This is a genomic window from Burkholderia sp. 22088 (genome assembly GCF_052045915.1).
GTDB classification, from domain to species: Bacteria; Pseudomonadota; Gammaproteobacteria; order Burkholderiales; family Burkholderiaceae; genus Burkholderia; species Burkholderia cepacia.
Genome location: NZ_JBQEPY010000030.1, coordinates 24,280 through 36,563, shown reverse-complemented (window position 1 = coordinate 36,563; position 12,284 = coordinate 24,280). Strand labels below are relative to the sequence as shown.

The following is a 12,284-nucleotide window of genomic DNA, read 5'->3' as shown; positions in this document are numbered from 1 at the left end:
CGCCGCGCCGCGTCAGGCGCCGCTGGTACAATCGCGGCGATCGCCGGGCCGGGTTCTCCGCGCCGCGCGCCCCCAACCCTCGTCTCGTCGAATCCACGTATGGCAACACCGGACGCAGTCAGTTCCAGGCACTCGTGGTGGGGCGTACTGGCCCTGGCCCTCACCGCCTTCATTTTCAATACCACCGAATTCGTGCCCGTCGCGCTGCTCAGCGCGATCGGCGACAGCCTGCACATGCAGGCGACCGACGTCGGCCTGATGCTGACGATCTATGCGTGGGCGGTGGCCGTCGTGTCCCTGCCGCTGACGCTGGCCACGCGCCATGTCGAGCGCCGCAAGCTGCTGTCGGTGGCGTTGCTGGTGTTCATCGGCAGTCATGTCGTGACCGGCGTCGCGTGGAATTTCGCGGTGCTGATGGTCGGCCGGCTGGGCATCGCGTGCGCGCACGCGGTGTTCTGGTCGATTTCCGTGCCGCTGGCCGTGCGCCTCGCACCGAGCGACCGGAAAAGCCGTGCGCTCAGCCTGCTGGCGATGGGCACGGCGATCGCGATGGTGGCCGGCATTCCGCTGGGGCGCGTGGTGGGCGAGACGTTCGGCTGGCGGGTCACGTTCCTGATCATCGCCGGCGCGGCGGCCGTCGCGTTGCTGCTGCTGCGCGCCACGTTGCCGGTATCGCCGAGCCAGGGCGCGGGGTCGCTCGGCAGCGTCGGCGTGTTCCTGCGCCGGCCCGCGCTGGTGGCGCTGTACGCGATCACCGTGCTCGTCGTGTCCGCGCACTTCACGTCGTACACGTACATCGAGCCCTTCGTCCAGAGCGTCAACCACGCGAGCAGCAGCCGGATCACGTATGTGCTGATCCTGTTCGGCATCGCCGGCATACCGGCGGCGATCTGCTTCAACCGCATCTATCCGCACCGTCCCGACGACTTCCTGCTCGGGTCGATCGTCGCGCTCGCGGGATGCCTGCTGATCCTGTTCCCGTGCGCGCTGAACATCGTCACGCTGTCCGTGCATACGCTGGTGTGGGGCGGGGCGATCGTCTGTTTCGGCCTGGCCATGCAGGCGTGGGTGCTGAAGCTGGCGCCGGAGGGAACCGACCTCGCGGTGTCGATCTTCTCGGGGCTGTACAACGTCGGCATCGGCGCGGGCGCGCTGATCGGCAACCATATCGCCGGCGACTTCGGGTTGCCGTGGGTCGGCACCTTCGGCGGCGTGGTCGGCGCGGTCGCGGTCGGGATCGCGTGGCTCGCGTTGCGACTTCACGCGAAACGGGCGGACGCGGAGCCGACAGCGGCGACCGGCGGGTAGCGACCGCGGCCCGGCCCGGGGCATTTGCTTCCCGCACGAACAGGGACGGGCGAACCGACGGCGCGCAGGCAAGGCGGCAAGTCGCGTGCGCGCGGCGCGGTTGCCCTGCCACGGGCGGCCGCGCCCTTCGTCGCAAGACACGCGGAACGCCGGCAAATTGCGGCATCATGGTGCCGCCGCACCCGCACGCGGTGCCCGATATTCGACTGGAGACCCTGCATGCCGATAGCCCGGATTGAAACCCGCGACGCGATGGGCGACCCCGACGAGGTCTATCTGAACCCCGGCCACGTGCTGTGGATGTCGCTGCCGACCGCCGCGCAGCGGCGGCCGGGCGGCATGGCCATCCGCGTGGACGACCGCGTGAAGGGCGGTGCGTTGCTGATGGCCGACCAGCCGCCGGCCGCCCGGCTCCTTCAGGAGCTCGGCCCGTTCGTGACGGTGACGCTCGCGAACCCGTCGTCCGACTATCCGGACGGTCTCGTGCATGTCCGCGCGCATGCGATCGTCAAGATCGCGACGGACGACCACGACAAGCCGCTCGCCGAGCGCACGCTCGGCTGGGTTCACGTCCGCGACGGCTCGGCGTTCAAGGTCAGGGATTACGCCGGCGTGGCCGCGTTATGGCAGGCGTCGGTCGCGGCGGCGTCATGAACCTGTCCGTCTCCGACATCACGCCGGAGGAGCTCCGGCTGTTCGGCGACATCGTCGCCCGCCTGGAAGAACTGGGGCCGGTCGTCGACGTGCGGACGGTCGTGCTGCCCGCGATCACGCAGCTGATCCGCGCGGATTTCGCCGCGTCGTTCGATTGCGACGAACACACCGGCCTGTGGCGCAACGGGTTCGCGTACAACGTCGATCCGCAGCAGATCGCACGGTACGAAGCGTGGTTCCAGCATATCGACCCGGTCACGCCGCAACTGCGCGCGCGCGGCGTGGCGACCTGCGTCGACGAGGTGGTGAGCCGGCGCGAGCTGGAACGAACCGAGTTCTACAACGATTTCCTGCGCCGCGAAGGCATGCATCACGGCATCAACGTCTATGCGCTCGACGGCGCGACACACGTCGGCGACCTGCGCATCTGGCGCGCGCAAGGGCGGCCGGATTTCACCGAGCGCGACAAGCTGCTGCTGAACGGCATCGAGCCGTTTTTCCGGCGCGCGCTGCTGCGGCGGCGCCACGCGTGCGCGGGGCTGACCGGGCGCGAGAGCGACGTCGCGCGGCTCGTCGCCGCCGGTTATACCGACAAGGACGTCGCGCGCACGCTCGGCATCGGGCTGTCGACGGTTCGCACGCATCTGCGGCGCGTGATGGCGAAGAAGGGCGTCGCCAACCGCGCGAGCCTGGCCGCCGCGCTGGCGTGACCGGTGGCGCGGCCGTCGGCCGGGGTCATCCATTGTGATGATGGCCGTCAAAATCGGCACACCCTACCTTGTAGCGATCCCCCGTGACGAGGAACGACGACGATGGCCACCCTGGAAACCCTGACGCTCACCGAAGTCCGGAACGCGATCCTGCGCCGGGCGTTTTCCTGTGTCGAGTACGCGTACGCGCTGATCGAGCGGCACGCACGCTGGCGCTACCTGAACGGTTTCACGTGCGTCGACGAGGCGCGGCTGCTCGCCGAAGCGGCCCGCTGCGACCGCGACCTCGCGACGTCGGCCACCCCGCACGCGCTGCTGGGCCTGCCGATCGCGATCAAGGACAACATCGACACCGCCTGCCTGCCGACCGGCAACGGCACGCTGGCGCTGCACAACCGCGTGCCGCCGCAGCACGCGCCGGTCGTGGCGCGGCTGCTCGCGCACGGGGCGCTGATCGCGGGCAAGGCCAACCTGCACGAGCTGGCATTCGGCGTGTCGGGCAACAACCGCGTCACCGGCGCGGTACGCAACCCGTACGATTTCAACCGGATTCCGGGCGGCAGCAGCAGCGGCTCGGGCGCGCTGGTCGGCGCGGGCGTGGTGCCCGCCGCGCTCGGAACGGACACCGGCGGCTCGGTCCGGATTCCGGCCGCGTTGTGCGGCGCCGTCGGCCTGCGGCCGACCGTGGGGCGCTACCCGTCGGGCGGCGTGGCGCCGATCTCGCGCACGCGCGACACCGTCGGCCCGATCGCGCGGTCGGTCGAGGACATCGCGCTGCTCGACGCGATCCTCTCCGGCACCGGCGCGCCGACGTCGATGCCGGCACGCAGCGCGTCGCGCCCCGTGCGCCTGGCCGTCCCGCGCACGACGTTCTGGCGCGGCCTCGCGCCGGACGTCGACGCGGTCGCGAATGCCGCGGTGGCGAAGCTGGAGCAGGCGGGATTCGAATGTGTCGACCTCGACCTGAACGACTATCCGGGGTTCTTCGACGACGAGCCGGCCGTCATCGCGATGTACGAATTCCGTTCGTCGATGCACGCGTACCTGGTCGAGAACGGCTACGACCTGTCGGTCGACGACATCGTCGCGAACGTGGGGAGCCCGGACGTCGCGAAGATCGCCCGCCATGTCACCGGCCCCGACGGGATCGGCGAAGCGGCCTACCGCACCGCGCTCGACCGGCGTACGCGTTCGCGTGCCGCATATCGGCAATGCCTCGCCGACAGCGGCGCCGACGCGCTGGTCTTTCCCACGACGATCGCCACCGCGTGCCCCATCCCGGCGGGCGACACGATGATGCTCAACGGCGAAACCGCTTCGGTGTTCTCGACCTACATCCGCAATACCGAGCCGGGCAGCAATGCCGGCGTGCCGGGCATGACCGTTCCGGCCGGCCTGACGGCGGACGGGCTGCCGGTCGGCCTCGCACTGGACGGCGCGGCCGGCACCGATCGCGAACTCATCGCGGTCGCGCTGGAGGTCGAGCGGGTGCTCGGGCGACTGCCGGCGCCGGACGACGGGTTCGGGGTCGAGGGCAGGTTGGGCGGTTATCCGGGCTGATGCCATGTTGCCGCGCCGGGGACGCGGACGGGGCGGCGGCCGAATTGCCGAAGCCGGAGGCGCTCGCCGCGAAGCCGGCTTCGGCATGCACGACCGGCGAATTCCCGTGACGCCGAACGGCCGTGGATCGGCACCTTGGGCGGTGGGGGCGGCGCGGTCGGGATCGTGTGGTTCACGTTGCGGCCGCACGAGAGGCGGGCGGGGGCGCAGGCGCCATCGCCGCACGCAGTATCAATGCGCGCCGGCGTTCGTGATTCCCGCTGCATCGAGCTGCCTGAGCTTCGCATACAGCGTGGTGCGCGAGATGCCCAGTTGCCGCGCGGCGGCCGACACGTTGCCGTCGTACTCGTCGACCGCACGGCGGATCGCGTCGAGCGACTGCTCGTGCAGGCTCGCCTGCGGGCTGGCGGCCGGTGCGGTGCCGCACACGTCGGCGGCGTCGTCCAGCGCATCGGATTGCCGCCGCATCGTCGCCCGGTCGAGCGGTGCGCGCACGGCCCGCACCCAGATGTGGCTGCCGTCGTCGCGCGCGATCCGCTGCGGCGTACGCGCCGGTGTCAGCAAACGACGCTGCTGCGCGGGCGTCGCGCCGGGAAAGAGTTGCCGGAGATCGTGTGGCTCGATCGGCCCGGCAGGCGCGAGCTCGAGCATCTGCCGCGCGAGCCGGCTCGCCGCGCGCACGCGGCCCGCCGCGTCGAGTGCGACGACGCCCGCGAGCGGTGTGCCGAGCCAGCGCGGATCGTACTGCACCTGCAGCAGATGGCAGTCGCGCAGCATCGCATACAGCCGCTGCTCGGCGGACAGCGCCGCATGCCGGAACTGCTCGCGCAACTGCACGACATTGCGCCGGCCGACGCCGGTGATGTCCAGCGCGCCGATCACTTCCCCGTCGAAACCGACCAGCGGCACAGCGAGGCAGAACACGCGCGAGAATTCGTCGAGATAGTGCTGGGCGCCCGCGACGACCGCCTCGGTGCCGTCGTGAATCACGCAGCTCGGCGCGGTCGTGCCGATGTTCGGCTCGACGATCCGGCGCCCGGCGACGATCGGCGTCAGCAGCGTGTCGTCGCAATGCGGGCTGCGCCGCGCGTGGACGATCGTGCCGCGCGGATTGACGCAGAAGATCGTCCACTCGCTGCCGCCGAAAGCGGCCCACAACTGCTCGATTTCCTGCGCGACGCAGCGGGTCAGCCGGCGGTCCGCGCGCGATTCGTCGAGTTCGCGCTGCATTTCGTAGCGGGCGGTTTGCCACGGCCGGAGCCCGGCGTCGCGCGAACGCAGCCACGAGCGCGCGACGCCAGCCGGCAACGCCGTTTCCGGCAGCGGTTCGCCCGCCGCGAAGCGGGCGCGGAGCCGGTCGAGGTCGACCGGCCGTGCAGGGGATTCGGGGGCTGTATTCACGCTGCGCTCCAGTGGGGTCGAAGGTTCGGGCCGGACGTGCCGGCCCGCGTGTCGCGCGAATGCGTAATATAGCCCGGCGCCCGCGGCGCGGTATTTTCGCGGCGGCTACGCCGCCGTACGAGGCCCATGCGCGCCCCCGGTCGCGATTTACCCCGCGACCGGGGGCGTGTCGCCGCTCAATGCGGCAAACGCAGGATCGGCTTGAGCGTGATGCCGCTGCTGCTGTCCTCCGCGGCCTGGTTGATCTGTTCGAGCGGATAGAACTTCACCAGCCGGTCGAACGGAAACCGCCCCTGGAGATGCAGCTGGACGAGCTGCGGAATGAACGTCTGCGGCACGCTGTCGCCTTCGACGATGCCGCGGATCGAACGGCCGCCGAGCAGCAGGTTGTTGACGTCGAATTCCGCCTTTGTCCCGAGCTTCGGCGCGCCGACCACGCCCATCGTGCCGCGCGAGCCGAGCGCTTCGATTCCCTGCGACAGCACGGCGGGCAGCCCGGTCGATTCGAGCGCGTAGTCGACGCCGCCGCCGGTGATCTGGCGGATCGCGTCGACGACATCGACTTCCTTGCTGTTGATCGTGTGCGTTGCGCCCAGCTCCAGCGCCAGCGCGAGCCGCGACGGCACGATGTCGACGGCGATGATGGTCGTCGCGCCGGCGACGCGTGCGGCCATCACGGCGCTCATGCCGACCGCGCCCGCGCCGAAGCTTGCGAAGCTGCTGCCGGCACGTACGGCGAGTGAATTGATCACCGCGCCTGCGCCGGTCTGGATCCCGCAGCCGAGCGGCCCGAGCAGTTCGAGCGGGGCTTCCGGCGGCACCTTGATCGCGTTGTTCTCGCGTGCGAGCGCATAGCTGGCGAACGACGACTGCGCGAAGAAATGATCGTGCAGCGGCTGCCCGTGTTCGTCGCGGATCGCGGTCTGTCCGTCGGCGTCGGCGCCACCGAAATTCAGCCCGAAGAAGTGCCGGCAATACGCGCCGTGACCGCCGACACAGGACGGGCAGTGGCCGCACGCGCCGTAGGTGAGCACCACGTGATCGCCCACGGCGAGCGTCTTCACGTTCGGGCCGACCGCCTCGACCACGCCGGCGCCCTCGTGACCGAGCACGGCCGGCAGCGGCACCGGATAGTACTGGTCGCGCACGATCAGGTCGGTGTGGCACAGGCCCGTCGCGACGACGCGCACCCGCACCTCGTCGCCGCGCGGCGCGCGCAGGCGGGCGGATTCGATCGAGAAGGGCGCGCCGGCCGCGCGCGCGACGGCCGCGGTGACGGCGCGTGAATCGTTTTCGGTGTACATGTTCGGTCTCCTTGTCAAATCGGATACAGCGGCGCTTCGCCCTTGATCGTCAGCCACTGCCACTGCGTGAACTCCTCCCAGTTTGCCGCGCCGCCGATGCTCGAGCCGTTGCCCGATGCGCCGACGCCGCCGAACGGGTTGATCACTTCGTCGTTGACCGTCTGGTCGTTGATGTGGAGCAGCCCGGTGTTCAGGCGCTCGCCGATCCGGAGTGCCCGGCCGACGTCGGCGGACAGGATCGCCATTGACAGCCCGTATTCGGTGCGGTTCGCGAGCGCGATGGCGTCCTCGTCCGTATCGAACGGCACGACGACCGCGACCGGCCCGAAAATCTCCTCGTCGAACGCCGGGTTGCCCGGCGCGACGCCGCTCAGCACGGTCGGCTCGAAGAACAGGTCGCGGTGGCCGCCGCCCGTCTCGACGCGCGCGCCCGCGCGACGGGCCGCGTCCACCAGGCTCGCCGCGTGGTCGAGCTGTGCGGCATTGATCAGCGGCCCGAGGCCGACGTCCGCGCTCGCGGGATCGCCGACGCGCAGGCTTCGCGCCTTCTCGACGAGCTTCGCGACGAAGCGGTCGTGAATGCCGCGCTGCACGAGCACGCGGCCGGTCGCCATGCAGATCTGGCCTTGATGCAGATACGCCCCCCACGCGGTATTGGCGACGGCGCGCTCGAGGTCGGCGTCGTCGAGCACGATCAGCGAGTTCTTGCCGCCGAGCTCGAGCGAGACCTTCTTCAGATGGCGGCCGGCCGCTTCGCCGACCTTGCGCCCCGCCGCGGTGGAACCGGTGAACTGGATCATCGCGACGTGCGGATCGGCAACCAGTGCGGCGCCGGCTGCGCCGTCGCCGGGCAGCACGTGCAGCACGCCTTCCGGCAGGCCGGCGAGCTCGAACACGCGGGCGATCGCGACGCCGCCGCACACGGCGGTACGCGGATCGGGCTTCAGCACGACCGCGTTACCGAGCGCGAGCGCGGGCGCGACCGCGCGCATCGCGAGGTACAGCGGGAAGTTGAACGGCGAGATCACGCCAACGACGCCGCGCGGGCGGCGGCGCGCGAGCGACAGCCGGCCGGCCACCGACGGCAGCACTTCGCCGGCCGCGCGCGATGGCAGCCCGGCTGCTTCGTGCAGCGCCTTGATCGTGACCGACGTTTCAAACGACGCCTTCGCGCGCGTCGAGCCGCTTTCGCGCACGAGCCAGTCGACGATCGCATCGAAGTGAGTTTCCGCGACGGCGGCCGCGCGGCGCAGGACGGCCGCGCGCTCGTCGTACGGCAGCGCGAACCATGCGGGCTGTGCGCGATGTGCGGCGGCCGACGCTTCGGCCACCGCTGCGCCGTCCGCGACGCCGATGCGGCCGAGCGTGTTGCCGGTCGCGGGTTCGATCACGTCGGCCGCGTGCGGGCTGGCGTGCCAGCGTCCGTTGAAAGTCTTGCCGTGCCAGATGTCGGCGTCGAACAGTGCCGTGTTGCTGCTGCTATCCATGTACGCTCCTGAGGAATTCGGATCGGCCGGATCGGGGTTCTCGCCTGGGCGTCGACCGGCATGCGCGCGAGGGTAGGCGGGCGCGGCGAAGCGGGGCTATCCGGGTTTCTTCCCACCCGCGGAGGGCGCGTGGAATGGGGGGCATCTGCGAATTTGTGTGCGGAAACTGAACAGTCGTTGTGCGGGTTGGTGCCGCACGCCGTCTGGGGACTCGGCAGGTTATGGCAGGTGTAGTGCGACGTGCGCTGCGTCTGAAGGCTCGGCGCGCAAACCTGTGGGAAGACACCTGAGCTCACGCTTCGTCGGAGCGGTAGTTGGCGACCCGCAAGGGGGTCGTGTTTGCGCAAAACGGACATTCGAAGCATTCGCCACGAACGTTGCACCGCATAGCGGTGCCTATCCCGGTGCTAGCGCGTTAAAGCTTCCATGGTTTGGACAATACGGCCAAACTTGTCATTGCCCTCAAAGGCCGCACAGGTCCGTGCGTATACCTGTTCCTTCCCGTCATTCTTGGAAAAAAATACTTCCGCGCAATCGCAGCGTAAGGTTGCCACCTTTGCATGAGTCCGGGTATCGCTTAACGTCGCGACCCAGCAACTATCGGCACATCCACAGCTACCGTAGGCAAGTACTTGATGGCGCCGGTGCCAAGGCAACGGCTCGGTCCTCACGCCTTGCGCTCCAACCTTTGACAAGAATAAGAGCGCGAGCAAACACACGGCCGTGCGCGTTCTATTGCGGTTCATGTCTATAACCATCGAGATTTGATTTTACTAATAGTGACCTGCGGCGGGATTTTGCAGCCACGCCCGATGAGTATCTTGGCCTCGGCGCGACTGCGGAATCATTCTCGATTAAATCGTTTCTCCCGCAGCGTGCCGTTGGAACCTTCAACGGAGTCGTTCTGCCAAGGGCGGCAAGAACGGACACAGCGTGTACGATCTGGTCTTCAAGAAAACCATCCAAGGAGAGCGGAATGAATCCGGAACAGGCCCGAGCCGAAGAAACCCAGGCGATGGAGCGCATGGTGGCCGCCACGCTGCGCGTGCAGAGTACGTTCGCCTCGATGCAGAAGCAATTTCCGCCGCAAGGCAGCGGCGAGCCTTCGCCGTTCGCGCTGCAAACCTTTGATGCCGCCCTGCAGGAACTTGAAGACGCACAGGCCGCGTTCGATGCGCTGCTGAACGATCTGATCGACGGTAACCGCTAAAGGCTACGCCCTTATCTGCACCGATTGTCGACGATCGAAAAAGCTGTGTCGAACGGTCGCTTGAATCCATCGCCGACGGCGGCCGACCGCCGGTCTGTGACGCATGACCGGCGCAGATCGACCCATACCAGCCGGTTGATTAGCTTCCAGTCGGCGGTCGTTTCCGCACGCAACAACGGCCATTCACCCATGCGGCCGATCATCGAAATCTATGGAACGTCACGAGTGTCTACTTCCGCGACCTTGTGCTTTTTATCTCCAGATAATTCCGCTCGTATGCGTCTAAAAGCGCCCCAACTTGCTTATCAACGGCATCGTGCTTTTCCGGACTTCTCAGCTTTAAAAGTAGCTTGCAAATATATTTTGCCGGGAACTTCATAACAACTACATTATGAGATTTATTCAACTCCTTAATCCAATCAAGATCTTTTCCGGCCCTCGGACTCTCGTCGACATCCCGTGTAATCATAAAGCCAAGTCGCCCATACGTATTAGTTAAATACGATTGCATTTGCCGATATTCAGCAGCGCCAATATCGACGTAATTTTTCGTCTCAAAAATTACTTGGCGAACCCCGTAATCGGAGTAGGCGCGACGCCAGAATTCTGAGGCTTCGCGATTTCGCCCAATGATGTCGCGTCGCTGAACCGCCGCTCCGTTCGGATGCGGTTGGATATTTGTCAAATGCGTGGCAAATATAGTCCGCAATGCTTCAAGGCACCACGATTCAAACTCCCTCGCACCATCTTGACCCTCAGGGATTTTATCCAACTGCGTGATTATCTGCCCAATCTTTGCCCTTCTTATTTCCGGAGTTGTCGAAGCAACTTTGATGTCGTATTCATCGGTAATTTCTTCGGCTTCATCGGGCATGAGAGCGTTTCGCGTGAGATTCAATCCCAACCAATAGCACGGATGAATCAGGAGCCGCTCGCTGTCGACAAATGCTTTATCCGGGGTGCGTCCGTCGTGACAAAAAGTGAAAGCCGACGTGAGAGGTTCATGAACCCCTAAAAATCCAACGCTGTACAAGCCTTGAAGTATCCCACTCGGTTCGAGTAATCGAAAGTCTTGCAACACTCCTTGCGGTGTGGTCTCCGGCAGACGTTCGATGACTTGACGAATGGCATCCATTGCAGTGGATGCTACAAACTCCGGCTCACCGTTTGCAAACGCGTTCGACGCTTCTTGTATAGACGGGAAGATGCGCTGATACTCCTTCCAAAGGTCGTCCAGCCGTCCGTGAGAAATTGACCTCGCCGCTTGGTCGAGATCACTTAAGATCGCCGTATAGCGACCGTCACGTGCCGCATAATAGAAACTCTCATTCAGCAATGATAGTAGATCTCGAGGCCGATAAAGCGTGAATTGCAGGCAGCGCTTAAATCCTTCACGCCCCTGTAAATCGCCAGCGGTACACCTATCCCAGATTCGCTGATCGCGCTCGCCTTCCAAATTGAAGGATAACCTCATTCGCGCCGCAACAAGCACGAGAAGCTGAGCCCAATCCCAATGGAGCCGGATCACTTGGCCTTCTATATTTCTGGAATAGTCAGGATCTTCCTTGGAGAGCGCCCGATATATATTATCACGAAGAAAAATGATAGGCCGGATTTTCTCCGTCTTCTTATTTAATTCAATTGATGCATACACAAGACCAGTAATAATGCCTATGCCAATTGAGTCGGGTTCATAACCCTCATCCAGTCGATCCATTAAAACCACGAATTTTCTATCCATTTTCGCAAGGATATTAACTATGCGTGGCTCGACATCACCCAGTTCAAGATTTGCCGAAAGATCACCGACGGCCTCCTCCGGTGAGTCTGCAGACAGAAAGCCTTTCGCGATAGCTCGACACTTCTGTAGCAAGCTTCCTTTCGTCGTCTGCCATTTTTTTACATGTGCGGCGACAACTCCGTCCTCGGCAACGAGCTTAGTTGTTTTGTAGTTTCGTTCCAGTGCGGACGCGACTTCCATCAATATCGCATATCGCCATAGCAGTCGGGTTGACGCGCGCGCTAAGTTGAACGATGTCGAAAACGGCTTTAACATCGACCTGAACCCGATTACCTCATCGTCCTCAGGTGCGAATCCGAGCACATGTACTCGCTTGTCTGCCTTCCAGTGACGCTGAAGTTCTAAAAACAGGGCGCTCTTCCCTGTACCTCGTCGTCCGACGACCACCGTGCGCTCGTCAGACTCAATCAATGACCGAAAATCAGCGGTGGGAACAAATGCTGACGTGAGCATCCGTTGGTCGTTTTCGGCAGTTCCGTCTCCGAGCCGATTCGTTTCGATCGTATTCTTTGAATTAGGGTCAGCCATTTCTGCTTCGCGTATGGACGGTATTGGGATTTGTACGTCAATCCGATGCTTTTCGAATGGAGCGACATCGACTTTAGCGGCAAACAAGCTCTGCCGCCAGCTCCTGCACGCTCGCACAATCCACTACCGAACGGCAGTTTCGTGGAGTGATCCGACGTTCCAGCGTCCCAGTGTGGACGATTCCGAATAGCCGCTCGTGGCCGACAGCGCCCGTCAGCCTCTGATGAACAACGGACATCGACAACGAACGTCGACACCCGCCAACCCAATTCCTTCCGGTTGTTCGCGGAAACCGACGCCGAAGCTGAACGCCGGACGGCC

The 12,284-nt window shown here is 65.3% G+C and carries 9 protein-coding genes; 5 read left to right on the top strand and 4 right to left on the bottom strand.

Going from position 1 to position 12,284, the window contains the following annotated elements; genetic code table 11:
• Positions 1 to 99: 99 nt before the first annotated feature.
• The 4 genes from ACTJLD_RS39255 to iaaH all read left to right on the top strand — a co-directional run bounded on the left by ACTJLD_RS39255 (position 100) and on the right by iaaH (position 4,232).
• Complete coding sequence (locus ACTJLD_RS39255) at positions 100 to 1,308, top strand: sugar transporter (RefSeq protein WP_027792550.1); 1,209 nt, start codon at positions 100 to 102, stop codon at positions 1,306 to 1,308.
• Positions 1,309 to 1,527: 219 nt separating this feature from the next.
• Entirely contained in the window at positions 1,528 to 1,962 is a 435-nt protein-coding gene (locus ACTJLD_RS39250) for a hypothetical protein (protein ID WP_136470644.1), read from the top strand.
• A complete protein-coding gene (locus ACTJLD_RS39245; RefSeq protein WP_440661481.1) occupies positions 1,959 to 2,672 on the top strand; it encodes a helix-turn-helix transcriptional regulator in 714 nt (237 codons plus the stop codon). The genes ACTJLD_RS39250 and ACTJLD_RS39245 overlap by 4 nt, the downstream gene beginning before the upstream one ends.
• Before the next feature lie 102 nt (positions 2,673 to 2,774).
• Entirely contained in the window at positions 2,775 to 4,232 is a 1,458-nt protein-coding gene (gene iaaH, locus ACTJLD_RS39240) for an indoleacetamide hydrolase (protein ID WP_440661479.1), read from the top strand.
• Positions 4,233 to 4,463: 231 nt separating this feature from the next.
• On the opposite strand, the gene ACTJLD_RS39235 is transcribed toward iaaH, so the two are convergent.
• The 3 genes from ACTJLD_RS39235 to ACTJLD_RS39225 form a co-directional block, all read right to left on the bottom strand.
• Positions 4,464 to 5,633: a helix-turn-helix domain-containing protein gene (locus ACTJLD_RS39235; protein ID WP_440661477.1), complete on the bottom strand. Its 1,170-nt coding sequence runs from the start codon at positions 5,631 to 5,633 to the stop codon at positions 4,464 to 4,466.
• A 176-nt stretch (positions 5,634 to 5,809) separates the two neighbouring features.
• Positions 5,810 to 6,937, bottom strand: coding sequence for an NAD(P)-dependent alcohol dehydrogenase (locus ACTJLD_RS39230; protein WP_091921738.1), 1,128 nt, complete (start codon positions 6,935 to 6,937; stop codon positions 5,810 to 5,812).
• Between the two features lie 14 nt (positions 6,938 to 6,951).
• Positions 6,952 to 8,424: a benzaldehyde dehydrogenase gene (locus ACTJLD_RS39225; protein ID WP_440661475.1), complete on the bottom strand. Its 1,473-nt coding sequence runs from the start codon at positions 8,422 to 8,424 to the stop codon at positions 6,952 to 6,954.
• A gap of 976 nt (positions 8,425 to 9,400) precedes the next feature.
• On the opposite strand from ACTJLD_RS39225, the gene ACTJLD_RS39220 reads away from it, so the two are divergent.
• Positions 9,401 to 9,634, top strand: coding sequence for a hypothetical protein (locus ACTJLD_RS39220; RefSeq protein WP_011549124.1), 234 nt, complete (start codon positions 9,401 to 9,403; stop codon positions 9,632 to 9,634).
• A 229-nt stretch (positions 9,635 to 9,863) separates the two neighbouring features.
• Here the strand turns inward: ACTJLD_RS39220 and ACTJLD_RS39215 are convergent, their stop codons facing one another.
• Entirely contained in the window at positions 9,864 to 11,963 is a 2,100-nt protein-coding gene (locus ACTJLD_RS39215) for a P-loop ATPase, Sll1717 family (protein WP_440661473.1), read from the bottom strand.
• Positions 11,964 to 12,284 lie beyond the last annotated feature (321 nt).

Bases quoted from the DNA above. Each gene is read 5' to 3' on its own strand.
- ACTJLD_RS39255 (WP_027792550.1), top strand. From the start codon at position 100: ATGGCAACACCGGACGCAGTCAGTTCCAGGCACTCGTGGTGGGGCGTA.
- ACTJLD_RS39250 (WP_136470644.1), top strand. From the start codon at position 1,528: ATGCCGATAGCCCGGATTGAAACCCGCGACGCGATGGGCGACCCCGAC.
- ACTJLD_RS39245 (WP_440661481.1), top strand. From the start codon at position 1,959: ATGAACCTGTCCGTCTCCGACATCACGCCGGAGGAGCTCCGGCTGTTC.
- iaaH (WP_440661479.1), top strand. From the start codon at position 2,775: ATGGCCACCCTGGAAACCCTGACGCTCACCGAAGTCCGGAACGCGATC.
- ACTJLD_RS39230 (WP_091921738.1), bottom strand. From the start codon at position 6,937: ATGTACACCGAAAACGATTCACGCGCCGTCACCGCGGCCGTCGCGCGC.
- ACTJLD_RS39225 (WP_440661475.1), bottom strand. From the start codon at position 8,424: ATGGATAGCAGCAGCAACACGGCACTGTTCGACGCCGACATCTGGCAC.
- ACTJLD_RS39220 (WP_011549124.1), top strand. From the start codon at position 9,401: ATGAATCCGGAACAGGCCCGAGCCGAAGAAACCCAGGCGATGGAGCGC.
- ACTJLD_RS39215 (WP_440661473.1), bottom strand. From the start codon at position 11,963: ATGGCTGACCCTAATTCAAAGAATACGATCGAAACGAATCGGCTCGGA.